This window comes from Xanthomonas sp. SI, from assembly GCF_014236855.1.
Taxonomy (GTDB): domain Bacteria; phylum Pseudomonadota; class Gammaproteobacteria; order Xanthomonadales; family Xanthomonadaceae; genus Xanthomonas_A.
Genome location: NZ_CP051261.1, coordinates 3,861,023 through 3,886,503, shown reverse-complemented (window position 1 = coordinate 3,886,503; position 25,481 = coordinate 3,861,023). Strand labels below are relative to the sequence as shown.

21 protein-coding genes and 8 tRNA genes are annotated in these 25,481 nt (G+C 67.5%); 19 read left to right on the top strand and 10 right to left on the bottom strand.

Features of this window, described 5'->3' with window-relative positions; all coding sequences use genetic code 11:
• The first annotated feature begins 26 nt into the window (after positions 1 to 26).
• Positions 27 to 1,271 carry a zinc-dependent metalloprotease gene (locus HEP75_RS16325; protein WP_185824229.1) on the top strand — a complete coding sequence of 415 codons (1,245 nt, stop codon included), beginning with the start codon at positions 27 to 29 and terminating at the stop codon, positions 1,269 to 1,271.
• A 177-nt stretch (positions 1,272 to 1,448) separates the two neighbouring features.
• Positions 1,449 to 1,961 carry a hypothetical protein gene (locus tag HEP75_RS16320; protein WP_345776766.1) on the top strand — a complete coding sequence of 171 codons (513 nt, stop codon included), beginning with the start codon at positions 1,449 to 1,451 and terminating at the stop codon, positions 1,959 to 1,961.
• Between the two features lie 40 nt (positions 1,962 to 2,001).
• On the opposite strand, the gene lpxH is transcribed toward HEP75_RS16320, so the two are convergent.
• The 8 genes from lpxH to HEP75_RS16280 all read right to left on the bottom strand — a co-directional run bounded on the left by lpxH (position 2,002) and on the right by HEP75_RS16280 (position 12,149).
• A complete protein-coding gene (gene lpxH, locus HEP75_RS16315; protein WP_185824227.1) occupies positions 2,002 to 2,739 on the bottom strand; it encodes a UDP-2,3-diacylglucosamine diphosphatase in 738 nt (245 codons plus the stop codon).
• A gap of 115 nt (positions 2,740 to 2,854) precedes the next feature.
• Complete coding sequence (locus HEP75_RS16310) at positions 2,855 to 3,382, bottom strand: phosphatase PAP2 family protein (protein WP_185820832.1); 528 nt, start codon at positions 3,380 to 3,382, stop codon at positions 2,855 to 2,857.
• The gene (locus HEP75_RS16305; protein WP_185824226.1) at positions 3,366 to 4,496 is read right to left on the bottom strand and encodes a glycosyltransferase family 1 protein; all 1,131 of its coding nucleotides are present in this window, start codon (positions 4,494 to 4,496) and stop codon (positions 3,366 to 3,368) included. Before HEP75_RS16305 ends, HEP75_RS16310 begins: the two co-directional genes overlap by 17 nt.
• Positions 4,497 to 4,649: 153 nt before the next feature.
• Positions 4,650 to 6,173, bottom strand: a complete 1,524-nt coding sequence (ppx, locus tag HEP75_RS16300; RefSeq protein ID WP_185824225.1) for an exopolyphosphatase — start codon at positions 6,171 to 6,173, stop codon at positions 4,650 to 4,652.
• Positions 6,174 to 6,232: 59 nt separating this feature from the next.
• Positions 6,233 to 8,329: a polyphosphate kinase 1 gene (gene ppk1 / locus HEP75_RS16295; protein WP_185820829.1), complete on the bottom strand. Its 2,097-nt coding sequence runs from the start codon at positions 8,327 to 8,329 to the stop codon at positions 6,233 to 6,235.
• An 11-nt stretch (positions 8,330 to 8,340) separates the two neighbouring features.
• Positions 8,341 to 9,666, bottom strand: coding sequence for a phosphate regulon sensor histidine kinase PhoR (gene phoR / locus HEP75_RS16290; RefSeq protein ID WP_185813688.1), 1,326 nt, complete (start codon positions 9,664 to 9,666; stop codon positions 8,341 to 8,343).
• 67 nt (positions 9,667 to 9,733) lie between these two features.
• Positions 9,734 to 10,423 carry a phosphate regulon transcriptional regulator PhoB gene (phoB, locus tag HEP75_RS16285; RefSeq protein WP_003468516.1) on the bottom strand — a complete coding sequence of 230 codons (690 nt, stop codon included), beginning with the start codon at positions 10,421 to 10,423 and terminating at the stop codon, positions 9,734 to 9,736.
• Positions 10,424 to 10,505: 82 nt separating this feature from the next.
• Positions 10,506 to 12,149, bottom strand: a complete 1,644-nt coding sequence (locus HEP75_RS16280) for a M48 family metalloprotease (protein ID WP_185824224.1) — start codon at positions 12,147 to 12,149, stop codon at positions 10,506 to 10,508.
• Positions 12,150 to 12,304: 155 nt separating this feature from the next.
• Between HEP75_RS16280 and grxC the strand changes: the two genes are divergently transcribed.
• The 3 genes from grxC (at position 12,305) to HEP75_RS16265 (ending at position 14,209) form a co-directional block, all read left to right on the top strand.
• A complete protein-coding gene (grxC, locus tag HEP75_RS16275; RefSeq protein ID WP_179570627.1) occupies positions 12,305 to 12,616 on the top strand; it encodes a glutaredoxin 3 in 312 nt (103 codons plus the stop codon).
• Entirely contained in the window at positions 12,613 to 13,026 is a 414-nt protein-coding gene (locus HEP75_RS16270) for a carboxymuconolactone decarboxylase family protein (RefSeq protein WP_185824223.1), read from the top strand. The genes grxC and HEP75_RS16270 overlap by 4 nt, the downstream gene beginning before the upstream one ends.
• Before the next feature lie 175 nt (positions 13,027 to 13,201).
• Entirely contained in the window at positions 13,202 to 14,209 is a 1,008-nt protein-coding gene (locus HEP75_RS16265) for an isocitrate dehydrogenase (protein WP_185813685.1), read from the top strand.
• 142 nt (positions 14,210 to 14,351) lie between these two features.
• On the opposite strand, the gene HEP75_RS16260 is transcribed toward HEP75_RS16265, so the two are convergent.
• Complete coding sequence (locus HEP75_RS16260; protein ID WP_185824222.1) at positions 14,352 to 15,128, bottom strand: Bax inhibitor-1/YccA family protein; 777 nt, start codon at positions 15,126 to 15,128, stop codon at positions 14,352 to 14,354.
• Positions 15,129 to 15,281: 153 nt separating this feature from the next.
• On the opposite strand from HEP75_RS16260, the gene HEP75_RS16255 reads away from it, so the two are divergent.
• The 4 genes from HEP75_RS16255 (at position 15,282) to HEP75_RS16240 (ending at position 15,745) form a co-directional block, all read left to right on the top strand.
• Positions 15,282 to 15,358, top strand: a tRNA-Pro gene (locus HEP75_RS16255).
• Between the two features lie 45 nt (positions 15,359 to 15,403).
• Positions 15,404 to 15,480: transfer RNA gene (locus HEP75_RS16250), tRNA-Arg, on the top strand.
• Between the two features lie 36 nt (positions 15,481 to 15,516).
• Positions 15,517 to 15,593: transfer RNA gene (locus HEP75_RS16245), tRNA-His, on the top strand.
• Positions 15,594 to 15,669: 76 nt separating this feature from the next.
• Positions 15,670 to 15,745: transfer RNA gene (locus tag HEP75_RS16240), tRNA-Lys, on the top strand.
• A gap of 99 nt (positions 15,746 to 15,844) precedes the next feature.
• Here HEP75_RS16240 and HEP75_RS16235 read toward each other — a convergent pair.
• Positions 15,845 to 17,209 (bottom strand): S41 family peptidase, encoded by a 1,365-nt coding sequence (locus tag HEP75_RS16235; protein ID WP_185824221.1) that lies wholly within the window; start codon positions 17,207 to 17,209, stop codon positions 15,845 to 15,847.
• A gap of 47 nt (positions 17,210 to 17,256) precedes the next feature.
• Here HEP75_RS16235 and HEP75_RS16230 point away from each other — a divergent pair, with 47 nt between their 5' ends.
• The 10 genes from HEP75_RS16230 to HEP75_RS16185 all read left to right on the top strand — a co-directional run bounded on the left by HEP75_RS16230 (position 17,257) and on the right by HEP75_RS16185 (position 25,434).
• Complete coding sequence (locus HEP75_RS16230; protein WP_185824220.1) at positions 17,257 to 17,862, top strand: helix-turn-helix domain-containing protein; 606 nt, start codon at positions 17,257 to 17,259, stop codon at positions 17,860 to 17,862.
• A gap of 265 nt (positions 17,863 to 18,127) precedes the next feature.
• Positions 18,128 to 18,212 (top strand) — tRNA-Leu (locus HEP75_RS16225).
• A gap of 213 nt (positions 18,213 to 18,425) precedes the next feature.
• On the top strand, positions 18,426 to 19,721 hold the full coding sequence (tig, locus tag HEP75_RS16220) for a trigger factor (protein WP_185813681.1): 1,296 nt from the start codon (positions 18,426 to 18,428) through the stop codon (positions 19,719 to 19,721).
• Between the two features lie 136 nt (positions 19,722 to 19,857).
• Positions 19,858 to 20,484: an ATP-dependent Clp endopeptidase proteolytic subunit ClpP gene (clpP, locus tag HEP75_RS16215; RefSeq protein WP_185813680.1), complete on the top strand. Its 627-nt coding sequence runs from the start codon at positions 19,858 to 19,860 to the stop codon at positions 20,482 to 20,484.
• A 128-nt stretch (positions 20,485 to 20,612) separates the two neighbouring features.
• Positions 20,613 to 21,899: an ATP-dependent Clp protease ATP-binding subunit ClpX gene (gene clpX, locus HEP75_RS16210; protein WP_003468538.1), complete on the top strand. Its 1,287-nt coding sequence runs from the start codon at positions 20,613 to 20,615 to the stop codon at positions 21,897 to 21,899.
• Positions 21,900 to 22,075: 176 nt separating this feature from the next.
• A complete protein-coding gene (lon, locus tag HEP75_RS16205; RefSeq protein ID WP_185824219.1) occupies positions 22,076 to 24,550 on the top strand; it encodes an endopeptidase La in 2,475 nt (824 codons plus the stop codon).
• Between the two features lie 228 nt (positions 24,551 to 24,778).
• The gene (locus tag HEP75_RS16200) at positions 24,779 to 25,051 is read left to right on the top strand and encodes an HU family DNA-binding protein (RefSeq protein WP_009607753.1); all 273 of its coding nucleotides are present in this window, start codon (positions 24,779 to 24,781) and stop codon (positions 25,049 to 25,051) included.
• Positions 25,052 to 25,062: 11 nt separating this feature from the next.
• Positions 25,063 to 25,137, top strand: a tRNA-Val gene (locus HEP75_RS16195).
• Between the two features lie 27 nt (positions 25,138 to 25,164).
• Positions 25,165 to 25,241 (top strand) — tRNA-Asp (locus tag HEP75_RS16190).
• 116 nt (positions 25,242 to 25,357) lie between these two features.
• Positions 25,358 to 25,434: transfer RNA gene (locus tag HEP75_RS16185), tRNA-Asp, on the top strand.
• The last annotated feature ends 47 nt before the right edge of the window (positions 25,435 to 25,481 follow it).

Genomic DNA, 25,481 nt, shown 5'->3' with positions numbered 1-25,481 from the left:
CTTCTCACCACCCCTGGGAGTACGACATGAAGTCGATGTGCTGCCTTACCGCGATGCTTGCCCTGTGTGTCGCCGGTTCCGCCTCCGCGGCCGGAAAACCCCTGTTCCAGAGCAGTCAGTACATTTCCAAGGCCATCCCCGGCGAGCCCGCGTTGAGCCGGGTGCTGGCCAATCCCGCCACCGGCGCGGTGCAGAGCGTGCGCGTGGACGCCGCCGCGGTGGACGCCACGCAGGCGCAGCTGGAACTGGACCTGCTGGGCCAGCGCGTCACCGCCACGCAGACCAAAACCGAACGGTTGGAAGGCGGCAACAGCATCTGGTACGGCAACCTGGGCAACGCCGCCGCGGCCAAGGCGCGCGCACGCTCCGGCCTGGATCCGCTGAACTCGGCGATCCTGGTGCGCAGCGGCGCCACCGTCACCGGCAGCATCCGCAGCAACGGCACGCTGTTCCACCTGCGCCCGATCAGCGGCGGCGGCCACGTGCTGGTCGAGGTCGACGAAAGCCGCATGCCGGCCGAGCATCCGGCCGAGTACGCGCTGCTGCCGACCATCCAGATGCCGCAGTCCGTGGTCGACGACCGCGCCACCACCGCCGCCGCCTCGTCCGGCTCGCCGGCGACCATCCGCGTGCTGGTGGTGGCCACCAACCAGGCGGTGACCAGCTATGGCGGCAACATGCAGTCGCTGGTGCAACTGGCGGTGGCCGAGTCCAACCAGGGCTACACCAACAGCAACGTCGGCATCACCATGCAACTGGCCGGCTACCAGACCACCAGCTACACCGAGTCCGGCGACTTCACCACCGACCTGAGCCGCTTCCGCGGCACCAGCGACGGCTACATGGACAGCATTCACACCACGCGCAACAGCGTGGCCGCCGACGTCGGCGTGCTGATCATCGACAACAGCAGCTATTGCGGGCTGGCCTCGGGCATCGGCTCGACCGCGGCCACCGCGTTCGCCGCGGTGTACTGGGATTGCGCCACCGGCTACTACAGTTTCGCCCACGAGATCGGCCATCTGCAGAGCGCGCGCCACGATATCGCCACCGATTCGAGCACCTCGCCGTACGCCTACGGCCATGGCTACCGCTACGGCAACAACTGGCGCACGATCATGGCCTACAACTGCACGGTCAGCTGCCCGCGCCTGAACTACTGGTCCAACCCGAACATTTCCTACGGCGGCGTGCCGATGGGCAATGCCAGTACTGCGGACAACCAGCGCGTGCTGGTCAATACCAAGGCGGCGGTCGCCGCGTTCCGCTGAGACAGCGCGTTCAAGGGGCGCTCCGATGCAGGCCGCGCCAGGCCTGTGTCGGGGCGCTCCGCTTGCCGATCCTGCAGGCTGGCCGGACGCCGTGGCGTCCGGCTTCGGCTATGCTGAGCGACGACGTGTCCGGCAGCGCCGGGCGCGCACCGCTCATTACTCATGGAATCGGCAATGATGTTGAAGAGCATTGGCCTGCCGGCGGCCTTGGCGCTGGCGATGTTGAGCATGGGCTGCGGCCCGGCGGATCCACCGGCCGCACCGCCGCAAGCGCCGGCGACCGCGTCGGCCCCCGCGAACGCGCCGGCCACGGGCCAAGCGCCCGCGGCAGCGTTCGACGAAACCCGCGCGGTGGACATGCTGGAGACGCGTCTGGCGGCCGACCATGTCTATGCCGATGCGCAGTGCCTGCAATACTTTGCCGAGACCGACGCCGAACCCGCGGTCGCTGATAGCGCTGCATCGCCGTCGGCGACCGCCGAACCCGCCGCCAGCGCATCATCCGTCGCGATCGATGTCGCGGTGCGCGAGAAGCACGGCGACGGTTGTCCGGGCGATCCGCAGACCGCACCGGTCAGGGATCGCTACCGGGTCGAACGCTCCGGCGCGATCCTGTGGTACGACGTGGCCGAGGGCGATTTCGTCGGCTATGCGCAGCGTGCGCGCGCCAACGCCGGCGGCATGCTGTAACGCTCGCGGGTTCTGTGCGTGCGTTTCTGACCGCTGCCGATTACAGCTGCTGCAGCCGGCAGCCCTGCGCATCCACGCGCAGCACCGAACCCTGTTCGTACCAGTCGCCGAGCACGATGCGGGTGCAGCTGCGGCCGTTGGCGTCCAGCGTGTGCACCGCGGGGCGGTGGGTATGGCCGTGGATCATCCGCGCCACGCCGTAGCGCGCGAAGCTGGCCGCGACCTCGTCCGGCGCCACGTCGGTGACGGTTTCGAACTGCGCGCGATCACCTTGCTTCATTTCCGCTTGCCGCGCCTGGCTGGCGGCACGGGCCTGCTGCGCATAGGCGATGCGCGCGGCCAGCGGCTGCGCCAGGAATTGCTGCTGGAACGCCGGGTCGCGGGTCTGCGCGCGGAATGCCTGGTAGGCGGTGTCGTCGGTGCACAGCAGGTCGCCGTGCAGCAGCAGCGTCGGCTCGGCGTACAGATCGATCACGCACGGATCCGGCAGCAGGCGCATGCCGGCGCGGCGCGCGTAGTCGGCGCCGAGCAGGAAATCGCGGTTGCCGTGCATGAAGAACACCGGCACGCCGGCATCGCTCAGCGCGCGCAGTTCGAGCGCCACCGCGTCGGCCGTCTCCGACGGCGTGTCGTCGCCGATCCAGGCTTCGAACAGGTCGCCGAGGATGTACAGCGCCTCGGCACCGCGCGCTTCGCCGCGCAGGAAGTCCAGAAACAGCTCGGTGATCGCCGGCCGGGCCGGATCCAGGTGCAGGTCGGAAATGAACAGCGTGGTCATTTCTGCATTGTAATGGAGCCGGGATTGGAGATTGGGGATTCGGGATTGGCAAGGTCCAGCGTGCTGCGTCCGCTCCCGCTTCTACGAATCCCCAATCCCGAATGCCCAATCCCCGCTACAAGACCACCCACAGCGACACCCCGGCCAGCAGTGCGCCGATGCCGGTGGCGGCGAGCACGTCGCTGGGATAGTGCAGGCCCAGCACCACCCGCGACAGCGCCACGCAGGCGATGAAGGGGATCAGCAGCGGTGCCAGCCACGGGTAGTAGGCCAGGGCGACGATGCCGAACGACACCGCGTGCAAGGTGTGCCCGGACGGGAAGCTGAACTCGTCCAGCGGCGCCACCCAGGCGCGGATGCGCAGGTCGGCCGCGTACGGGCGCGGGCGCCGGGTCCAGCGCTTGAGGCCCTTGTACAGGCTCAGCGCGACCACGCCGGTGGCGGCCATGTGCGCGGAAGCGAACACGCCGCCCATGCCGTCGCAGACCACCAGCAAGGTCATCAGCGCATACCAGAACACGCCGTCGCCGAGGCGGCTGATCAGCGCGAAGAAGCGCCGCACCGAGCGCCGCCGGCACCAGTGGTTGGCTTGCCGGCACCAGCGGGTTTCGTGCCCGCGCAGAATCTCAAGCCGCGTCGACATGGGACCTCCTGCTGTATGCCAGTTCGCCGAGAAGGGCCTCAAAATCGGCCACGACCTGTTCCGGGCGCAGCTGCTGCATCGCCGCGCAGGCGGCCTCGCCCAGTTGCCTGCGCAGGGCGTCGTCGCCGGCCAGGCGTACCGCCGCGGCGATGAAGCCCTCGTCGTCGGCCACCGCCGCACCGTTGACGCCGTCGCGCAGGTATTCGCGCGCCGCGCCGTAGTCGAAGGCGACCGTGGCCACGCCGCTGGCCATCGCTTCCAGGGTCACGTTGCCGAAGGTCTCGCTGCGGCTGGGAAACAGGAACAGGTCGCCGCTGGCGAAGTGCCGCGCCAGCGCATCGCCGCGCTGCACGCCGCAGAAGATGAAGTCGGGGTTTTCCTGCGCCAGGCGTTCGCGCATCGGGCCGTCGCCGACCCAGACGAAGCGCGCCTCCGGCCGCACCCGCTGCAGTTGGCGGAACGCGCGCACCGCCAGCGGCAGGTTCTTTTCCGAGGCGATGCGGCCGACGTACAGGGCCGCGCAGCCATCGTCGTCCAGGCCCCATTCGCGGCGCAGCTGCGCATCGCGGCGCTGCGGTTCGAACTGGCGGTTGTCCACCGCGCGCGCCAGCAGGCGTGCGCGCTCGAAGCCTTGCCCGGCGAGGAAGCCCAGCAGCTCGCGGGTCGGCACCAGGGTCGCGTCGGCTTGATTGTGGAAGCGCCGCATCCAGCGCAGCGCGGTCGACTGCAGCCAGGCGGCGCCGTACTGCGGCAGGTATTCGTCGAAGCGGGTGTGCAGGCCGGTGGCGATCGGGATGCCCAGGCGCCGCGCGGTGCGCAGCGCCGACCAGCCCAGCGGGCCTTCGGTGGCGATGTAGACCGCGTCCGGCGGCGCAGCCTGCCATAGCCGGGCCAGGCGCCGCGGCGCGGGCAGGCCGAACTTCAGGCCGGGGTAGCGCGGCAGCGCCGCACCGCGCACCAGCAGCGCATCGTCGTCGTGGTCGCCCACCTGGCGCGGCCGCACCACGTCGACCTGATGGCCGAGCGCACGCAATCCCAGTTCCAACCCCTGCACGGTCAGCGCGACGCCGTTGACCTCAGGGGGGTACGTCTCGGTGACGATCGCGTAGCGCATGCTTCAGGCTCCGGTTTGCCAAAGCATCGCGCGAGGCGGTGAAGCGAACATGTCCGCCGCATGTAGGAATCATGACGCCGGCCCAGGACGTTTAGCCGCGCGCCAGTTAGAGGACGCTACGACTCCCCAATCCCGAATCCCCAATCCCGGCCTTCAAGCCACAAAAGGCCGGAAATTGATCCCCAATCCCGCCATGCCCTCGACCTCGCCGATCAGGTCGGCGCGCTGCAGCGGCCGCGATTCGATCCACGGCTGCGACAGGATCAGGTGCAGGTCGTCGCCGTTGGCCTTCAGGTCCAGCGACGGGATCGGCTCGGATTCGTGCGCGCGGTGCAGCAGCACCGCCAGCCGCAGCAGCGCGGCCTTGCGTTTGGCGCTGAGCAGCAGGCGGTCGGGCAGGGCGTCGAACGCGGTCTTGGGCACGTTGCGGCGGTGGGTGCGCACCAGCGTCGCCAGCACCTGCTGCTCCTGCCGCGAGAAGCCGGCGATGTCGGAGTGCTCGAGCACGTAGGCGCCATGCACGTGGTACTGGCTGTGCGCGATGGCCTGGCCGAGCTCGTGCAGGCGCGCGGCCCAGCCGAGCATGCGCTCGTCGTCGGCATCCAGCGCCCAATCGCTGGCGACCTGCGCGAACAGCGCCATCGCGGTGGCTTCCACGCGCGCGGCCTGCGCCTCGTCGATGCCGTAGCGCTGGGTGAGCGCGGCGATGGCGGTTTCGCGCGGGTCGTTCTCGCCGCCGCGGCCGAGCATGTCGTACAGGATGCCCTCGCGCATGGCCGCCTTGCTCACCATCAGGCGCTGCAGGCCCAGCGCCTGGAACGCGGCCTCCAGTACCAGCACGCCGCCGGCGATGATCGGCCGGCGGTCGGCGGACAGGCCGGGCAGGTCGATGTCCTCGATACGCTTGGCCAGCAGCAGGCGTTCGCGCAGCTGCGGCAGCGCCTCGGCGGTGATCGCGCCCTTGGTCAGCTTCATCGCCGCGCAGATCTCGCCGATCGCCTTGTGCGTGCCCGACGAACCCAGCGCCTCGTCCCAGCCCAGCGTGCGGTACAGCCCGGCGAACTGCTGGAACTCGGCGCCGATCTCGGTCAGCGCGTCCTTCCATTTCTTCTTCGACAGCTTGCCGCCGGGGAAGAAGCGCCGCGTGCTGGCGATGCAGCCGGCCTGCAGGCTTTCGCGTTCCAGGGTCTGGAAACCGCGGCCGATGATGAATTCGGTGGAGCCGCCGCCGATGTCGATCACCAGCCGGCGCTGGTCCGGCTTGGGCGGTTGCGCATGCGCCACGCCCAGGTAGATCAGGCGCGCTTCCTCGCGGCCGCTGACCACTTCGATCGGATGGCCGAGCGCGGTTTCGCCGGGGATCAGGAAGGCTTGCGGCGAGCGCAGCTGGCGCACGGTGTTGGTGGCCAGCGCGCGCACGTGCAGCGACGGCACGTCGCGGATGCGCTGGCCGAAGCGCGCCAGGCACTCCAACGCGCGCTGCCGCGCCTCGGCCGACAGCCCGCCCTTGTTGTCCAGGCCGTCGGCCATGCGCACGGTCTCGCGCAGGCGGTCCACCACCCGCAGCTGCCCGAGCTGATACCGCGCCACGACCATGTGGAAACTGTTGGAACCCAGGTCGATGGCGGCCAGCAGGTCGCCATCGCGCAACGGCGTGTACGGGGAGATGGAAGGCATGGGCGGAATGGTAGCCGATGCACGGCAGGTGCCGTCCATCGGCGCGCAGGTGGCGTGGCTCAGAGTCCGTCGAGCAGGGTCAGCTGCGCCGAATGCGGCGGCTGGTCCTGGCCCGGCGCCAGCTTGCGGTAGGCGCCGCTGGCGTCCAGTTCCCACGCATTGAGATTGTCGGCCAGATAGTTCTGCAACACCTCGCGATGGATGCGCTTGACCAGGTCCGGATCCAGGATCGGGAAGCAGGTCTCCACGCGCCGCAGCAGGTTGCGTTCCAGCCAGTCGGCGCTGGCGCAGAACAGTTCCGGCGCGCCGTCGTTGCCGAACCAGTAGATGCGGCTGTGCTCGAGGAAGCGGCCGACGATCGAACGCACCCGGATGTTGTCCGACACGCCCGGCACGCCGGGGCGCAGCGTGCACGCGCCGCGCACGATCAGGTCGATCTTGACCCCGGCCTGCGAGGCCGCGTACAGCGCGCGGATCACCTGCGGCTCGTTGAGCGCGTTCATCTTGGCGATGATGCGGCCCGGGCGCCCGGCCAGGGCCAGCTTGGTCTCGCGCTCGATCCGGTGCAGCACGCCCGGGTGCAGGGTGAACGGCGATTGCAGCAGGCGCTTGAGGCGGATCTTCGGCGCCAGCCCGGACAGCTGCTGGAACAGCAGATGCACGTCGTTGCAGATGTCCGCATCGGCGGTGATCAGGCTCAGGTCGGTGTAGGCGCGCGCGGTGCCGCTGTGGTAGTTGCCGGTGCCCAGGTGCACGTAGCGGCGCAGCTTGCGGCCTTCGCGGCGCACGATCAGCAGCATCTTGGCGTGGGTCTTGTAGCCGACCACGCCGTACACCACCTGCACGCCGGCTTCCTGCAGGCGATCGGCCAGGCCCAGGTTGGCTTCCTCGTCGAAGCGCGCGCGCAGCTCGACCACCACGGTCACATCCTTGCCGTTGCGCGCGGCCAGCACCAGCGCATCGACGATGCCCGAGTCCTTGCCGGTGCGGTACAGGGTCTGCTTGATCGCCAGCACCTGCGGGTCGACCGCGGCCTGCTTGATCAGGTCCAGCACCGCGGTGAACGCGTCGAACGGGTGGTGCAGCAGCACGTCGTCGGCGGCGACGATGGCGAAGATGCCGTCGCTGTCGCGCAGCGTGCGCGGATTCATCGGCGAATACTTCAGCTCCGGGCGCTGCACCAGGTCGTAGACCTGGTTGACCCGGCTCAGATTGACCGGGCCGTTGATGCGGTACACCGCGTTTTCCGGCAACTCGAAGTTCTGCAGCAGGGTGCGCACGATCGGCTTCGGGCAGTCCTCGGCGATCTCCAGGCGCACCGCCGGCCGGTAGCCGCGATTGACCAGTTCGTCACGCAGCGCCAGCGCCAGGTTCTCCACTTCCTCTTCGTCCACCACCAGCTCGGAATTGCGGGTCACGCGGAACTGGTAGGACCCCATCACCTCCATGCCCGGGAACAGTTCGTCGACGAAGGTGGACAGCACCGAGGACAGGAACACGAAACTCTGCCCGCCTTCGGACAGACTTTCCGGCAGCTGGATGATGCGCGGCAGCGAGCGCGGCGCGCGCACGATCGCCAGGTGGCCGACGCGGCCGAACGCGTCGGTGCCCTTCAGCACCACCACGATGTTCAGCGACTTGTTGAGGATCTTCGGGAACGGATGCGCCGGGTCCAGGCCCAGCGGCGACAGCACCGGCATGATCTCGTTGCGGAAATAGGCGCGCAGCCAGCGCTTCTGCCGCGCGTTCCAGCTGTTGCGGCCGAGCACGCCGATGCCGGCGTCCTTCAGGGCCGGCCGCAGCACTTCGTTCCAGCAGCGGTACTGGTGGTCGACCAGCTGCGCGGCACGGTCGTGGATGGTATTGAGCACCGCGCTCGAACTGAGCCCGTCCGGCGCCGGCGGCAAGCCGAATTCCAGCGCGTGGCGCACGGTGGCGGCGCGGATCTCGAAGAACTCGTCGAGGTTGGTGCAGGAGATGCACAGGAAGCGCAGCCGCTCCAGCAATGGCACGCTCGGATCCTGCGCCTGCGCCAGCACGCGGAAATTGAAATCCAGTTGCGACAGTTCGCGGTTGAGATACAGCGACGGGTCGCGCAGCGGGTCGCTGGGAACCTCCGGTGGTGGCGTGGGCGGCAAAGCGGCGGCGCGTGGCATGGCGTTACTCGTTAGGCGGAGGTCAGGGTGGCACGGTCGTGCCGCGGATGCACGCGTCCGGCGCCGAAGTGACAGGAAAACGTGCTGCCCTTGCCGACTTCGCTTTCGATGTCCAGCCGCGCCTGGTGCAGGCCCAGCACATGCTTGACGATCGACAGCCCCAGCCCGGTGCCGCCGCTTTCGCGCGAACGGCTGCTGGACACGCGGTAGAAGCGCTCGGTGATGCGCGGCAGGTGGTGCGACGGGATGCCGTAGCCGCTGTCGCGCACCGACAGCACCGCGCCGTCGCCTTCGCGGGCGAAGGTGATGCTGACCGCGCCGCCGGCAGGGGTGTAGCGCACGGCGTTGGTGACCAGGTTGGAGAACGCGCTGTGCAATTCCTTGTTGGAGCCGACCAGGTCCAGATCGGCCTCGTCGTGCACCTCGATGCGGTGCCGGCCCTGGCTATGCGCTTCGGCCTCGCGGCGCAGCGTGGCCAGCATCGGCGCCATCGCGATGCTCTCTTCGTTGGCGTGTTCCTGCGATTCCAGCCGCGACAGGGTCAGCAGGTCTTCGACCAGTTGGGTCATGCGCTGCGACTGCTTGCGCATCTCGGCGATCATCGGCCCGGAATCGGGGAAATCCTCCGGATCGAGCATGTCCAGGTAACCGTGCACCACGGTCAGCGGCGTGCGCAGTTCGTGCGAGACGTTGGCGACGAAATCGCGGCGCACCTGCTCCAGCTGCAATAGCTTGCTGACGTCGCGCGCGACCAGCAGCCAGTAGTCGTCGGAGTAGGGGATCAGGCGCAGGTTCAGGCGCAGCCGATCGTCCAGCGGCGAGGGCGTGTCCAGCATCGGTTCGGCGTTGCGGCCGCCGGCCAGCCAGTGCGCCAGCGGCATCGGCTGCAGGCGTTCCACCACCGGCACGTTGAGGTCGCCGGGATGGCGCAGGCCGAGCAGGGTGCCGGCGGCTTCGTTGAACCACTGGATGCGCTGGCTGTTGCGGTCCACCACCACCACCGCGTCGGGCAGCGCCGCGGCGGCGGCGCGGTAGGCGCGCAGCATGTCCAGCAGGCGCCGCTTGCGCGTGCGCATTTCCGCCTGGCTGCGGTACAGCAGGCGGTCCAGCTCGTTCCAGACGCCGGTGCCGGCCGGCGGTTCCCAGCGCTGGCGCGCGGTCAGCCGGCCCAGCACGCGGCGCAGGCGCCAGTAGTGCCAGCCCATCACCGCCAGCGAAGTCAGGGTCAGCGCCATCCACACGTGGCCGCCGACCCAGCCGGCCAGCACCGCCAGCAACAGCAGTGCGGCGAGAGTGCCGAGGGTCTTGAGCCAGGCGTAACGCATGTGGCGGGGCATCGGGAGCGCGCTCTGTCGCGATGGATCGTATTTGTCGTCCGCCGGTTATAGCAGGCGACGGCGACAGTCAGATGGACGAGGAGAAGCGGTAGCCGGAGCCGCGCACCGTCTGCACCATGTTCTCCACCGCGAACGGCTCCAGGGTCTTGCGCAGCCGGCGGATGTGCACGTCGATGGTGCGCTCCTCGACGTAGACGCTGCCGCCCCACACGTGGTCGAGCAGTTGCGCGCGGCTGTAGACGCGCTCGGGATGGGTCATGAAGAAGTGCAGCAGGCGGTATTCGGTGGGGCCGATCGGCACCGGCGCGTCGCCTGCGAACACGCGGTGCGCGGCGCCATCGATGCGCAGGCTGCCGACCGAGACGCTGCCGTCTTCGTCGTCGTCGCGGGTACGCCGCATCACCGCGCGGATCCGCGCCAGCAGTTCGCGGGCGGAGAACGGCTTGACCACATAGTCGTCGACGCCGGCTTCCAGGCCGCCGACGCGGTCGTTTTCCTCGCCGCGAGCGGTGAGCATGATGATCGGCACCTCGCGGGTCATCGCATCCTTGCGCCAGCGCCGGGCCAGTTCCAGGCCGCTGGTGCCGGGCAGCATCCAGTCCAGCAGGATCAGGTCGGGGACGCGGTCGGCGATGGAGGTCTGCGCTTCCCGCGCGTCGCCGGCATGGACCGGTTCGAAGTCGCCCTTGCGCAGGGCGAACGCCACCATGTCGCGGATGGCGGGTTCGTCGTCGACGATCAGGATGCGTTTCTGCACGACGGCACCGTGGGGCTGGGAGGAGAGGTCGCCAGTAGACTACGGTTTTATTACTATTCGATGACCGCCGCCACAGTGCGTTTCAGCGCTGTTTCACATCCGGATCCTGTACGCCCTGCCGGCGCAGTTCCAGCACCGTGGGCGTGATCGCGGCAATCCGCGCATCGATGCGCGCGCGCGCCACGTAATCGAGGTCGTCGCGCTTCTTCAGATTGTTCAACTGGATCAGCGCCTGCTCGGGGCGGCCGTTCAGGTAGGCGGCCTCGGCATAGGCTTCGCCGGCGCGGTTGCCGTCGCCGGCGAGCTCGCAGGCGCGGGCGAAGGTGCGCTGGAACACCGGATCGTCGGCGGCCGCGCTCAGCAGCGGGCGCAGCACCGCCTGCGCGCGCTGCCCGGCGGTACGGCCGCCTTGCTCGTTCAGCGCCGTGGCATAGGTGAGCGCCACCGCGCGGTTGCTCGGCAGGCGCTTGAGCAGGGCGTCGAAGCGCGGGTTGGCCTGCTGGCTGTGGCCGTTGCGCGACTCCGCCTCGGCCACCGCCAGGCTCAGCCACCAGCTGTCCGGATGTGCCTTCAGCAGGTCTTCCAGGGTCTGCATGCCGTCCTGCGGGCTGCCGCCGCCGCGCAGCCGGGCCAGTGCCAGGCCGTAGCGCTGGGCGTCGCTGAGGCCCTGCTTGCTGCCCTGGCGCAGGCCTTCGTACTCGCGGACCGCATCGGCCGGGGTATTGGCGCTGAGCACGCGCAGGCGCTCGCGGGCCCACTCGAACTGGCCGCTGGCGCCGCGCGAATAGGTCTCGAACGGCAATTGCAGGCGCCCGGGCAGCAGCGGATTGCTGGGCGCGCCCAGCGGCTGGCTCAGCGACACGTCGTTGGGATCGACCCGCTCCCGCAAGGTGCCGCCGGGCACGCTGGTGGTCACGGTCACCGTGTTCTTCTTCATCTGTTCGGCGCGCTGCCGCGCCTCGCTGATGCGGGTGGTGGTGACCGGGTGGGTCATCAGGTAGTCGGGGGTGCTGTAGCCGCCCTGATTGCCGCGCATCGCCAGCGACATGCGCTCGAAGAAGCCGGCCATCGCGTCCACGTCGTAGCCGCTGCGCGCCAGGGTGCGGATGCCCAGGCGGTCGGCCTCCGATTCGTTGGAGCGGGTGTAGTCGATCTGGCGCTGCTGCATCAGCCCCAGGCCGCTGGCGATCGCCGCCTGGGTGGCGTCGCCGCTGGAGCGGCCGCCGGCCTGCTGCGCGGCGACTACCGCGGCGAGCATGCCGAGCAGGATCGGTACCTGGTCGCGCTGCGCCCGCTCCACCCCGCGCAGCACGTGCTGCTGGGTGATGTGCGCGATCTCGTGCGACAGCACCGCGGCGACCTCGTCCTCGCGCTCGGCGGTCAGCACCAGCCCGGCGTTGACCGCGACATAGCCGCCCAGCGTGGCGAAGGCATTGATCTGGCGGTCGCGCAGCATGAAGAACGTGTACTTCTGCTGCGGCTGGTCGCTGTTGGCGCCGAGCCGGGTGCCCATGGTCTGCAGCCAGTCGTCGATCAGCGGATCTTCGAGCACGTAGTCGTAGTTGCGCAGCTCGGCCAGCATCATCTTGCCGTACTCGGCCTGGCGCGCCGGGGTCAGCAGCTCGCCGGCCGAGGAGCCGATGTCCGGCAGCTTGTTCTCCTGCGCCGGCGCGATGGCGGCGGCGGTAGCCAGGGTGATCGCGAAGGCGAGCGGCAGCGGGCGCAAGTGAGGCTCCAGGGCAGGGCGGGGTGCCGCGGCGGCGGCGGGTGAATCCAGGGTGGTTGAACCTGTGTGATCTGCAGTGTTGCGGCAGCGGACTCGAAAATCCACCAGGCCGCTACCATAGTGGCTTGGACCCCATTTCTCGCCCGGAGTTTCCCGTGGACACCCAAGCTACCGATGACGGCCAGGCCGGCGGCCCGCCGATCACCCTGTATTCCACCGCGATCTGCCCGTACTGCGTGGCGGCCAAAAACTTCCTGAAGAGCAAGGGCCGCAGCTGGACCGAGGTGCGCATCGACCTGGACCCGGCCGAGCGCGAGAAGATGGTGGCCCTGGCGCGCCGTACCAGCGTGCCGCAGATCTTCGTCGGCGACACCCATGTCGGCGGCTACGACGACATGATGGCGCTGCACCGCGCCGGCAAGCTGCAGCCGCTGCTCGACGGCCAGGCGCCCGAGGCGCAGGCATGAGCGCTGCGCAGGCGGGCGGCGAGGGCGGCGACGGCCAGGACCGGCTGCGCGAGTTCAACGAGTTCCGCCAGCGCATGAACCAGCGCATCCTGGCCGAGCCGAACCAGGTGGTGCGCCGCTTCTTCGCGCTCGACACCCAGACCTACCAGGCCGGCGCGCTGGACGTGAAGACCAAGGAACTGCTCGGCCTGGTCGCCTCGCTGGTACTGCGCTGCGACGACTGCATCAGCTACCACGTGGCCCAGTGCAAGGAGGCCGGCGTGCAGCGCGACGAGTTCTTCGAGACCTTCTCGGTGGGGCTGGTGGTCGGCGGCTCGATCGTGATTCCGCACCTGCGCCGGGCGGTGGATTTCCTCGACAAGCTCGAGGAAGGCGCCGCCGCTGCGCCGGCGGAACACGCGCACGGCTGAGCAGCGCCGGATCGGCCTGGCACGCGCCGCCTGCGGGCGGCGCGCTGCGTTTTGCGCCTGCCTGGTTTTGGGGACCTTCACCGGCTTCGGGCATAATTACCGGTGAAACCTCCTTGCGCCTGCAGCCCGGGCTTCCGGTCGGCGCGTTCCCCCTCTGTACGGAAACCCCAATCCTATGACGCAGACAATCACGGTCATTCGTGGCGATGGCATCGGCCCCGAGATCATGGACGCCACGCTGTTCGTGCTCGACGCGCTGAACGCCGGCCTCACCTACGAATACGCCGACGCCGGCCTGGTCGCCCTGGAGAAGCACGGCGATCTGCTGCCGGCCGCCACCCTGGACTCGATCCGCAAGAACAGGATCGCGCTGAAGAGCCCGCTGACCACGCCGGTCGGCGAGGGCTTCAGCTCGATCAACGTGGCCATGCGCCGCCAGTTCGACCTGTACGCCAACGTGCGTCCGGCCAAGTCGTTCCCGAACACCAAGTCGCGCTTCGGCGCCGGTGTGGACCTGATCACCGTGCGCGAGAACACCGAAGGCGCCTACCTGAGCGAAGGCCAGGAAGTGTCGGCCGACGGCGAGACCGCGGTGTCGATGGCCAAGGTCACCCGCAAGGGCTCCGAGCGCATCGTCCGCTACGCCTTCGACCTGGCGCGGGCGACCGGCCGCAAGAAGGTCACCGCGGTGCACAAGGCCAACATCATCAAGTCCACCTCGGGCCTGTTCCTGAAGGTGGCGCGCGAAGTGGCGGCGAACTACCCGGAGATCGAGTTCCAGGAAATGATCGTCGACAACGCCTGCATGCAGTTGGTGATGCGTCCGGAGCAGTTCGACATCATCGTCACCACCAACCTGTTCGGCGACATCCTGTCGGACCTGTGCGCCGGCCTGGTCGGCGGCCTGGGCCTGGCACCGGGCGCCAACATCGGCGTCGACGCGGCGATCTTCGAGGCCGTGCACGGCTCGGCCCCGGACATCGCCGGGCAGGGCAAGGCCAATCCGTGCGCGCTGCTGCTGGGCGCGGCGCAGCTACTGGACCATGTCGGCCAGCCGCAGAACGCCGAACGCCTGCGCAGCGCCATCGTCGCCACGCTGGAAGCCAAGGACGGGCTGACCCCGGACCTGGGCGGCAGCGGCAACACCATGGGCTTCGCCAAGGCCATCGCCAGCCGCCTCTGAGCGCGCCGGAAGATCGCACAAAAAGAAAGGGCGCCTCGCGGCGCCTTTTCTTTTGCTCGGAAGTTTGTCTGAAGCCACTTCCGCTATCGATCACAGGGGAGCCGCTCTTGCGAATCCCCAATCCCGATTCCCGACTCCCGGCTTAATTGCGCGACTGCAACTTCGACAGCAACCGCAGGAACTCGATGTACAGCCACACCAGGGTGACCATCAGCCCGAACGCGCCGTACCACTCCATGTACTTCGGTGCGCCCTGTTCCACGCCGGTTTCGATGAAGTCGAAATCCAGTACCAGGTTCAGCGCCGCCACCACCACCACGAACAGGCTGAACAGGATGCCGACCGTGCCGGAAGCGTGGATGTAGGGAATCTGGATGTTGAACAGGCCGAGCACGATGGTCGCCAGGTATACCAGCGCAATGCCGCCGGTGGCCGCCACCACGCCCAGCTTGAAGTTCTCGGTGGCCTTGATCATCCCGCTGCGGTAGGCGAACAGCAGTGCGAACAGGGTGCCGAAGGTCAGCAGCACCGCCTGCAGCACGATGCCGTTGAAGCGGTGTTCGTACAGCGCCGAGATCGAGCCGAGGAAGAAGCCTTCCACCAGCGCGTACAGCGGCGCGGTGATCGGCGCCCAGGTCTTCTTGAAGGTAGTGATCATGGCCAGGATGAAGCCGCCGATGGCGCCGCCCAGCACGTAACCGATGATGCCCGGCGCGATCACTTCGTTGCCGGCGCCATCGACCGAGATCGACTGGCTCCAGGCGAACACGGCGGTCAGCACGGTCAGCAGCAGCAAGGCGCCGGTCTTGTGGATGGTGCCGTTCAGCGTCATCGCCTCGCCGTCGCGCGAAACGACCGCGCCGCTGCCGAGGTCGAGGAAGGTGGATTCCTTCAAGGCGGGGTTGCCGCTGCGGATCATGCTGTTTCTCCCTGTAAAAAAGACGATTGGCCCGTATCGGCCGCAAGTGGCGAGGATAGCGCAGGCGGTGCGAATGCGATGTGCCGTTGACACCGGGCCGCGAGGTTCCCACAATAGCCGACCTTTCCGGCCTCGGCCGCGAGGGTGTTCCGCCGGGGTATAGCGCAGTCTGGTAGCGCGCCTGCTTTGGGAGCAGGATGTCGGGGGTTCGAATCCCTCTACCCCGACCAATCCGATGTCCAAACGGCGGAGAGGAATGCGACAATCCGGCCCGGGCGCCCGTAGCTCAACCGGATAGAGCACCGGCCTTCTAAGCCGGCGGTTACAGGTTCGATTCCTGTCGGGCGCGCCACACCGGTGCCGGACAGGGTGTTGCAAGAGTTCAATGGTGGCTGTAGCTCAGCTGGTTAGAGTACTGGATTGTGATTCCAGATGTCGGGGGTTCGAGTCCCCTCAGCCACCCCATTGATCGTGTGACCCGCTGCTTCGCGGGGTGTTGCAACGAAGCAAAAAAGCGCATAAGATGCGCGACTCAGTTTCAGGGCCGTTAGCTCAGTTGGTAGAGCAGTTGACTCTTAATCAATAGGTCCAAGGTTCGAATCCTTGACGGCCCACCAAATCAAGCAGCCACTTAGCGCAAGCCAAGTGGCTGTTTTTTTGTGCGTCGAACGTGCGCAAGTGCATGCCGGCCATGGCGTCGCTTCCGCGCGACGCGGTCAGCGTTTCGCCGCCGCGATCGCCAGCGCCGCGTCCACCATCGCGTCGGGATGCAACGGATCGTCGTCGATGCCGATGTCCGGCGTCAGCCACAGTGGCGTCGCTGCGTCCGAAGGCCGCACCAGCAGCAGGCGCGGCGCCCACAGCACCAGTCCCGTCTGCGGCAGCGCGATCTTCTGCACGCCGCCGGTCTGCGTGCTCCTGACGCTGGCGCCTTCGCCCAGCAGCGTTCCGAAGCCGAAGTCCTGCATCGTGTCGGCGAACAGCACCGCCGAGGAATAGGTGCCGCGGCCGATCAGCACGTAGACCTTGCCGTCGAAGTGCAGCGGATCGTCGGTGCGCGGAGCGCTCCAGGTGTCCACGGTTCCGCTCAGCACCTGGCCCTGCCGTTCGTGTTTCGCAGGGTCGTCGCGGAGCACTTTCTTGGTGTAGCGCGACGCCCATCGATAGGGTTGGTCGGCGATGTAGGGCAGCAGCCCTTGCAGCCACATCGCATCGTTGCCGCCGCCGTTCTGCCGCACGTCGATGATCAGCGTGCGCGTGCCGCTTGCCTGCATCTGCTGGAACGCGCGGCGGGTGAACTCCTCGAATGGCGCCTGCTCAGGCCACGAAAAGGTCCGAATGGTCATGACCGCGGCGGCGCCCGGGCGCAGTTCGAAGGCGAATTGCCTGTCGAAATCGTCCTCGCCGACCAGGATCGAAGGGTGTGCGCGACTTGCGGGCCTGCGCAGCCGCGCCTGCGCAGGCCCGGCGAGCGTCAGTTCGAACGACGCGGGCGCGCCGTACACTTTCCAGTAGAAGAACCACCAGCGCCGCGACAGCAAGTCGGCGCGGAAACGCGCGCTGTCGCCGTGCACATGCGCGAGCAGTGCGCGCGCGACGTCGCCTGCCGGAATGCCATTGATGGTCTCGACCGAGCTGCCGGAAAGCGCCGTCGCAGCGCCGCCCAGCTCGGAGAGGATTCGCACCCGCCCTTGCGCATCGACCGTGATCTCGAAGGGAAACAGGGCGCCTCCGTCGCGCAGATGCTGTTCCGTCTCTGCGCGCCAGTCGGCGTAGCCGACGAAGAAGTGGCCGTCCGCAAGCAGCGGATTGAGCGTGGAGAAGTCCCGCCAGGCCGCATCGCGGTCCAGCCCGGTCGAGGCCCGTTGCCGCAAGGCATCAATGGCAAGCTGGAGCTGTGCCGGATCGACCGAATGCGACGGATGCGGATGGGTCGCGGCGATTCCCGCTTGCAGAGCGTCGATGTCGGCACGCAATTGCTGGGGACTGTAGCGTTCGGCCGCCTGGCCGGGCGCTACGCCCAGGATTGGCGTGGCGGCGAGGAGGAACAGGAATGCTCGGAGCAGTTGCGGGCTTCGCATCAGGGTGTCTCTGGAAGAGTGTTGAAAAAATACCATATAATTTCAAAATGACGAAAAAAGCCCAACACCCGCTCGACACCGCCGCGATCCGCGATCCGGCGCATATCCGTCTCCTGGCCTCGCCGGTACGGCAGGAACTGGTCGATACGCTGGCCTCGCTGGGTGGAGAGGCCAGCGTCGCGGAGCTGTCGGAACAGTTGGGCCGGCCGGCGGACGGGCTCTACTACCATCTGCAACTGCTCGCCGAGAGCGAACTGGTGCGCGAAGGCGAGGGCGCGGCGGGAGAGCGGGTGTTCCGGCTCGCGGGCAGCGCCGGCGTCCCGCTGCGCCTGTCCTACGACCTGGCCAACGCAGAGGCGGTCGCGGCCCTGGCCGCCTATGCCAAGGGCCTGGCGCAGGTCGCCGAGCGCGACTTCCAGGCGGCCCTGAAGCAGCCTGGTGTCGAGGTCGACGGCCCTGGCCGGCAACTGTGGGCGGCGCGCAACAAGGGCTGGCTCAACGAGGCGGAACTGGCCGAGGCCAATGCGCTGCTGGAGCGGCTGTGCGAGTTGCTGAGCCGCCCGCGCGATCCGTCGCGCGATCGGCCGATGTCGCTGGCCTTCGTGCTGGCGCCGGCCGCAGTGCGCGGGCGGCGCCGGGTGCCCAAGGGCTGAGGACAAGGCTGCCTGGCACCTTGCCATCGGCGGGATCGCGGAAACGGCATGTGTGCTCCGCGCCGCCATTCCGACGCTCGATCTTCGCAGCGAGGCGGCCTAATGCATTGATTGCAAAGCCCTGCGGCACTGCATCCCAATCGACGGGCGCGCGCCTGGCATCCCCGGCTGCCGGCCGGGCCGGGCGCCCTCCATTGCGTCGGGCGCCTTTTTCTTTGCCGGCAGGCCTGCAACAATGCACAGGCGCGCGCTCAGGCGCCGCAGCGCGAAAGTGGCGGAATTGGTAGACGCCCTGGTTTTAGGTACCAGTGCCGCAAGGCGTAGGGGTTCGAGTCCCCTCTTTCGCACCATCCCGGCACCGCTCGCGCGGCCCGCCGCACCCCGTGCCCCCCGTCCGCACCCCCGCCGCGCCAGGCCTGCAGCGGCGCCGACCGACCGGGTGCGCTGGCAGGCACCGCGGGAATAGGCGAAACTATCCGGCTGCGGCGGCCGTCCCGTGCCCGCGTCAACCCGTCTTTCTACATCGTGCCGAGAGCCGTGGGCTCCCGGTGGCAGGAGTCCACATGCAAGCTTCGATCGAAACCACCGGTACCTTGGAACGGCGTCTGACCTTCACCCTGCCGGAGGAGCGCCTGGAGACCCATATCGGCGGCCGCCTGCGCGAAGTCGCGCGCACCGCGCGGATCAAGGGCTTCCGTCCCGGCAAGATCCCGCCGAAGGTGATCGAGCAGCGCTTCGGGCCGCAGATCCGCGCCGAGGCGCTGGACGGCCTGCTGCGCGAGACCTTCGACTCGGCGGTGCGCGAGCACGAACTGCGCCTGGCCGGCAATCCGCGCATCGACCGCGCCGGCGACAACGAACTGCAGTTCGTGGCCACCTTCGAAGTGGTGCCCGACTTTGGCGACATCGACGTGGCCAAGCTGGAAGTGATCCGCCACACCGCCGAAGTCACCGACGCCGACATCGAGCAGATGATCGAGAACCTGCGCCTGCAGCGCCGCACCTGGGAGCCCGCCGGGCGTCCGGCGCAGGACGGCGACCTGGTGACCCTGGAAACCTGGTCGCAGGCCGGCGACGAGCGCCTGCCCGCCGAGGGCGTGGAGAAGGGCAGCAGCGTGATCGGCTCGGGCGTCATGTTCCCGGCGATTGAGCAGGGCCTGGTCGGCCTGTCCAAGGACGAGGAAAAGACCCTGACGGTCGATTTCCCGGCCGACTGGCGCGTGCCGCAGTTCGCCGGCAAGCAGGTCCAGGTGCACGTGAAGGCGGTCGAAGTCGCCGCGCCGGTGCTGCCGGAGGTGGACAAGGAGTTCATCAAGAGCTTCGGCGTGAAGAGCGGCGATGCCGAGCAGTTCCGCAAGGACATCCGCATCAACCTGGAGCGCGAGCTCAAGGGCGCGCTGATGAACCGGCTGCGCCGCGAGGTCGGCGAGCAGCTGATCGCCGCCTACGCGTCGGTGGAAATGCCGCCGCGGCTGGTCGAGAACGAAGCGCGTTCGATGCTGGCGCAGCAGGTGGAGCAGATGCGCCGCTCCGGCCGCGATCCGGGCCAGGTGCCGGACGACGCGCACCAGGGCTTCGTGGACGCGGCGCGCAAGCGCGTGCTGGTCGGCCTGCTGGTCGGCGAGGTCGCGCGCCGCAACGAGCTGCGCCTGGACCCGAAGCGGGTCTCGGAAACCCTGCGCCTGATCGCCTCGACCTACGAAGAGCCGGAACAGGTCATTGAGATGTACCGCAACGATCCCCAATTGATGGGTGGACTGCAGAGCCGTGTGATGGAAGAGCAGGTGATCGACTGGATCGCCGAGCGCGCCAAGCACACCGAGCAGGCGATGACGTTCCAGGAAGCGATCCGCCAGTAAGGCGACGCTTCGCGGCGGCCCGCATGTTGCATGCGGGTTGGAGACGCAATCCAAGCCCTCGCAGCCGTGGGGGCGCGACAAGATGCGAAGCCCTGCACATCCCCGTGCAGGGACGACACAGAGCAGGAGTTCCCGCGTGGACAATGTGACCAAGGCCTTGAATCTGGTTCCGATGGTGGTCGAGCAGACCAGCCGCGGCGAGCGTGCCTACGACATCTATTCGCGCCTGCTGAAGGAGCGGCTGATCTTCCTGGTCGGCCCGATCGACGACCACATGGCCAACGTGATCGTGGCGCAGATGCTGTTCCTGGAAGCGGACAACCCGGAAAAGGACATCAACATCTACATCAACTCGCCGGGTGGCGTGGTCACCGCCGGCATGGCGATCTACGACACCATGCAGTACATCAAGCCGGACGTGAGCACCATCTGCATCGGCCAGGCCGCCTCGATGGGCGCGCTGCTGCTGGCCTCGGGCGCGGCCGGCAAGCGTTACGCGCTGCCGAATTCGCGGGTGATGATCCACCAGCCGCTGGGCGGCTTCCAGGGCCAGGCCACCGACATCGACATTCACGCGCGCGAGATCCTGACGCTGCGTTCGCGGCTGAACGAAATCCTGGCCAAGCACACCGGCCAGTCGCTGGAAACCATCGCCCGCGATACCGAGCGCGACAACTTCAAGAGCGCCGCCGACGCGCAGGCTTACGGGCTGGTCGACCAGGTGCTGGAGCGCCGTCCGGAAGAGTCGATCCAGCCGGCATAAGGCTTGCATGTACTGCAAAACGCAGCGTATTCCGCAGGGCCGGGGCCGGGCTAGCGTCCTCCCGGCCCTGTGTTATTCTCGAAATCGAACCCCCGTTCATCGGGTGGGGTAACTGGGTAAGCGAAGCAATGAGCGAAGACCGGCAAGGCCGTTCCGGCGACAGCAACAAGATTCTGTACTGCTCGTTCTGCGGCAAGAGTCAACACGAGGTCCGTAAGCTGATCGCCGGGCCGAGCGTGTTCATCTGCGACGAATGCGTCGAGCTGTGCAACGACATCATCCGCGAGGAGCTCGAGGAGAAGGCGCAGTCCGCACGCAGCAGCCTGCCCAAGCCCAAGGAAATCCTCGAGGTGCTGGACCAGTACGTGATCGGGCAGCTGCGCGCCAAGCGCACGCTCGCCGTGGCCGTGTACAACCACTACAAGCGCATCGAGAGCCGGCAGAAGAACGACGAAGTCGAGCTGGCCAAGTCCAACATCCTGCTGGTCGGTCCGACCGGTTCGGGCAAGACGCTGCTGGCCGAAACGCTGGCGCGCCTGCTCAACGTGCCGTTCACGATCGCCGATGCGACCACGCTGACCGAAGCCGGCTATGTCGGCGAGGACGTGGAGAACATCATCCAGAAGCTGCTGCAGAAGTGCGACTACGACGTCGACAAGGCGCAGCAGGGCATCGTCTACATCGACGAAATCGACAAGATCTCGCGCAAGAGCGAGAACCCGTCGATCACCCGCGACGTGTCTGGCGAAGGCGTGCAGCAGGCGCTGCTGAAGCTGATCGAAGGCACCGTGGCGTCGGTGCCGCCGCAGGGCGGGCGCAAGCATCCGCAGCAGGAATTCCTGCAGGTGGACACCAAGAACATCCTGTTCATCTGCGGCGGCGCGTTCGCCGGCCTGGACAAGGTGATCCAGCAGCGCTCCAACGACGTCGGCGGCATCGGCTTCGGCGCCAAGGTGAAGAGTTCCGAGCGCAAGCGCGAAGTCGGCAAGATCCTGGCGGAAGTGGAGCCGGAAGACCTGATCAAGTTCGGCCTGATTCCCGAGTTCGTCGGCCGCCTGCCGGTGGTCGCCACGCTCGAGGAACTGGACGAGCCGGCGCTGATCCGGATCCTGACCGAGCCGAAGAACGCGATCACCAAGCAGTTCAAGAAGCTGTTCGAGATGGAAGGCGTGGAGCTGGAATTCCGGCCCGACGCGCTGCTGGCCATCGCCAAGAAGGCGCTCAAGCGCAAGACCGGCGCGCGTGGCCTGCGCACCATCGTCGAGTCGGTGCTGCTGGACACGATGTACGAGCTGCCGTCGCAGGAAAACGTCAGCAAGGTGGTGGTGGACGAGTCGGTGATCGAGCACAAGTCCGAGCCGTACCTGATTTATCAGACCCCACCGCCGGCGCCGAAGGTGGCCTCGGCCGAGTGAGTGCCGGGTGAAGCCGCGGCGCTGTCCTGCTGCGGCCTTCGCGACTGGCTAAACGATTGAAAGAAAAGGGGCTTTTTCGCTGCCCTTGCATCGTCCAGCCGATGGCCCCATAACGGGGCCATCGGCATTTTTATGCCCGCCTTTTCCGCATTCCCGCACCCCACATCGGAACCCTCATGGCCCAGTCCAAATCCGAAGTCCTCGACCTGCCGGTCCTGCCGTTGCGCGACGTCGTGGTCTTCCCGCATATGGTCATCCCGCTGTTCGTCGGCCGCGACAAATCGATGCGCGCGCTCGAGCACGCGATGGAGGCCGACAAGCGCATCCTGCTGGTCGCGCAGAAATCCGCCGAGACCGACGATCCGGTGGCCGCCGACCTGTACAACGTCGGCACTCTGGCGCAGGTGCTGCAATTGCTGAAGCTGCCCGACGGCACCATCAAGGTGCTGGTCGAGGGGCTGTCGCGGGTCAGCGTCGACAAGGTGGTCGAACGCGACGGCGCGCTACAGGGCGAAGGCGTCGAGATCGACGCTGCCGAGTCGCGCGAGGAGCGCGAGGTCGAGGCGATCGCGCGTTCGCTGATGTCGCTGTTCGAGCAGTACGTCAAGACCAACCGCAAGCTGCCGCCGGAGCTGCTGCAGACGCTGTCGGGCATCGACGAGCCGGGCCGCCTGGCCGACACCATCGCCGCGCACATCGGCGTGCGTCTGGCCGACAAGCAGCGCCTGCTGGAAACGCTGGAAGTGGGCGAGCGGCTGGAGATGCTGGTCGGCCTGGTCGACGGCGAGATCGACGTGCAGCAGCTGGAGAAGCGCATCCGCGGCCGGGTCAAGTCGCAGATGGAGAAGAGCCAGCGCGAGTACTACCTCAACGAGCAGATGAAGGCGATCCAGAAGGAACTGGGCGACCTGGATGACGCGCCCGGCGAACTGGAAGAACTGGCGCGCAAGATCGCCGAGGCGGGCATGCCCAAGCCGGTGGAAACCAAGGCCAAGGCCGAACTCAACAAGCTCAAGCAGATGTCGCCGATGTCGGCCGAAGCCGCGGTCGTGCGCAACTATCTCGACTGGCTGCTGGGCGTGCCGTGGAAGAAGCGCAGCAAGGTACGCAAGGACCTGAAGGTTGCGCAGGAAACGCTGGACGCCGATCACTACGGCCTGGAGAAGGTCAAGGACCGCATCCTCGAATATCTGGCGGTGCAGTCGCGGGTGAAGCAGATGAAGGGCCCGATCCTGTGCCTGGTCGGCCCGCCCGGCGTCGGCAAGACCTCGCTCGGCCAGTCCATCGCCAAGGCCACCAACCGCAAGTTCGTGCGCATGTCGCTCGGCGGCGTGCGCGACGAGGCGGAGATCCGCGGGCATCGGCGTACCTACGTCGGCTCGATGCCGGGCCGCATCGTGCAGAACCTCAACAAGGTCAGCAGCAAGAACCCGCTGTTCGTGCTCGACGAGATCGACAAGATGTCGATGGACTTCCGCGGCGATCCGTCCTCGGCGCTGCTGGAAGTGCTCGATCCCGAGCAGAACAACGCCTTCAACGACCACTACCTGGAAGTGGACCTGGACCTGTCCGAAGTGATGTTCGTGGCGACCTCCAATTCGCTGAACATCCCGGGCCCGCTGCTCGACCGCATGGAGGTGATCCGCATCCCCGGCTACACCGAGGACGAGAAGCTGGCCATCGCCATGCGCTACCTGGTGCCCAAGCAGCTGAAGGCCAACGGCCTGAAGGGCGACGAGCTGGAGATCGCCGCCGACGCGATCCGCGACATCGTGCGCTACTACACGCGCGAATCCGGCGTGCGCAACCTCGAGCGTGAAGTCGCCAAGATCTGCCGCAAGGTGGTCAAGGAAATCGCGCTGGCCGGTCCGCAGCCTGCGGTAGCCAAGAAGGCGCCGGCGAAGAAGGGCGCGGCGGTCCGCAAGGACAAGGCGCGGGTCAGCGTCGGCTCCAAGAACCTGGACAAGTACCTGGGCGTGCGCCGCTTCGATTTCGGCCGCGCCGAGGAGCAGAACGAAGTCGGCTTGGTCACCGGCCTGGCCTGGACCGAAGTCGGCGGCGATCTGCTGCAGATCGAATCGACCCTGGTTCCGGGCAAGGGCGCGGTGATCCTGACCGGCCAGCTCGGCGACGTGATGAAGGAATCGGCCTCGGCGGCGCTGTCGGTGGTGCGTTCGCGCGCCGAGCGGCTCGGCATCGAGGTCGACTTCCTGCAGAAGCACGACGTGCATCTGCACGTGCCCGATGGTGCCACGCCGAAGGACGGCCCCAGCGCCGGCATCGCGATGGTGACCTCGCTGGTGTCGATGCTGACCAAGGTGCCGGTCAAGGCCGATGTGGCGATGACCGGCGAGATCACCTTGCGCGGTCGCGTCTCGGCGATCGGCGGACTCAAGGAGAAGCTGCTGGCGGCGCTGCGCGGCGGCATCCACACGGTGATCATCCCGGAGGAGAACCGCAAGGATCTGGCCGACATTCCGGAGAACGTCACCCGCGACCTGAAGATCGTGCCGGTCAAGTGGATCGACGAGGTGCTCGACCTGGCGCTGGAGACGCCGCTGAAGCCGAAGGTCGCGGCCGCCGCCGAGGGCGAACCGGTGCGGCGCAAGCCCAAGCCGAAAGCATCCTCGAACGCCCGCGTCAAGCACTGAAGAGCGCTGAACCGCGCCCGCCCAAGTGGCTCAAACCCGCGCCGTTGCTGGCTTTTCGGCTTGCGCGGGTGGGAGGCCGCTGGTATAAATGCACGACTTGCGAGCACTGCCAACGCGCGTGCTTGGTAGTGAAAACATCAATCGGGGCCTCGTCGCTGACGAGGCAGGCCACGCCGACACCCGATCCTCAATTCCGCGGTTTTCTGCCGCACATGGAGTCATCAAGAAATGAATAAAGCCGAACTGAACGACGCTATCGCCGCCGCTGCGGATATCTCCAAGGCCGAAGCCGGTCGCGCCGTCGACGCCTTCGTGTCCGAAGTCACCAAGGCGCTCAAGAAGGGCGACAGCGTGACCCTCGTTGGCTTCGGCACCTTCCAGGTGCGCGACCGTGCCGAGCGCACCGGCCGCAACCCGAAGACCGGCGACTCGATCAAGATCGCCGCGTCGAAGAATCCGACCTTCAAGGCTGGCAAAGCGCTGAAGGATGCCGTAAACTAATCGACTCGCTAGGGTGCTTAGCTCAGCGGTAGAGCGTCTCCTTTACACGGAGAGGGTCGGGGGTTCGAAACCCTCAGCACCCACCAGAGCACCGAGCGGCAAGTTTCAAAAGCGGAGTGGTAGTTCAGTCGGTTAGAATGCTGGCCTGTCACGCCGGAGGTCGCGGGTTCGAGTCCCGTCCACTCCGCCAGTTGCACCGAAGCCCCTGAGAAATCGGGGGTTTCGTTTCTCGAAGCATCCGCCGCGCCTTGCGCTGCGCAGATACCTAGAGATTGCGGGCCTCGTGCCTGCCTCCGTTCAAAAAGCGGAGTGGTAGTTCAGTCGGTTAGAATGCTGGCCTGTCACGCCGGAGGTCGCGGGTTCGAGTCCCGTCCACTCCGCCAGTTTTGTACGCGAAACCCCCGAGCGATCGGGGGTTTCTTTTTTTCCG

Bases quoted from the DNA above. Each gene is read 5' to 3' on its own strand.
- HEP75_RS16305 (WP_185824226.1), bottom strand. From the start codon at position 4,496: ATGCGCTACGCGATCGTCACCGAGACGTACCCCCCTGAGGTCAACGGC.
- ppk1 (WP_185820829.1), bottom strand. From the start codon at position 8,329: ATGCCACGCGCCGCCGCTTTGCCGCCCACGCCACCACCGGAGGTTCCC.
- lpxH (WP_185824227.1), bottom strand. From the start codon at position 2,739: ATGACCACGCTGTTCATTTCCGACCTGCACCTGGATCCGGCCCGGCCG.
- HEP75_RS16325 (WP_185824229.1), top strand. From the start codon at position 27: ATGAAGTCGATGTGCTGCCTTACCGCGATGCTTGCCCTGTGTGTCGCC.
- clpX (WP_003468538.1), top strand. From the start codon at position 20,613: ATGAGCGAAGACCGGCAAGGCCGTTCCGGCGACAGCAACAAGATTCTG.
- HEP75_RS16200 (WP_009607753.1), top strand. From the start codon at position 24,779: ATGAATAAAGCCGAACTGAACGACGCTATCGCCGCCGCTGCGGATATC.
- HEP75_RS16270 (WP_185824223.1), top strand. From the start codon at position 12,613: ATGAGCGCTGCGCAGGCGGGCGGCGAGGGCGGCGACGGCCAGGACCGG.
- phoR (WP_185813688.1), bottom strand. From the start codon at position 9,666: ATGCCCCGCCACATGCGTTACGCCTGGCTCAAGACCCTCGGCACTCTC.
- HEP75_RS16310 (WP_185820832.1), bottom strand. From the start codon at position 3,382: ATGTCGACGCGGCTTGAGATTCTGCGCGGGCACGAAACCCGCTGGTGC.
- tig (WP_185813681.1), top strand. From the start codon at position 18,426: ATGCAAGCTTCGATCGAAACCACCGGTACCTTGGAACGGCGTCTGACC.
- HEP75_RS16265 (WP_185813685.1), top strand. From the start codon at position 13,202: ATGACGCAGACAATCACGGTCATTCGTGGCGATGGCATCGGCCCCGAG.
- HEP75_RS16235 (WP_185824221.1), bottom strand. From the start codon at position 17,209: ATGCGAAGCCCGCAACTGCTCCGAGCATTCCTGTTCCTCCTCGCCGCC.
- HEP75_RS16260 (WP_185824222.1), bottom strand. From the start codon at position 15,128: ATGATCCGCAGCGGCAACCCCGCCTTGAAGGAATCCACCTTCCTCGAC.
- lon (WP_185824219.1), top strand. From the start codon at position 22,076: ATGGCCCAGTCCAAATCCGAAGTCCTCGACCTGCCGGTCCTGCCGTTG.
- ppx (WP_185824225.1), bottom strand. From the start codon at position 6,173: ATGCCTTCCATCTCCCCGTACACGCCGTTGCGCGATGGCGACCTGCTG.
- HEP75_RS16320 (WP_345776766.1), top strand. From the start codon at position 1,449: ATGTTGAAGAGCATTGGCCTGCCGGCGGCCTTGGCGCTGGCGATGTTG.
- HEP75_RS16230 (WP_185824220.1), top strand. From the start codon at position 17,257: ATGACGAAAAAAGCCCAACACCCGCTCGACACCGCCGCGATCCGCGAT.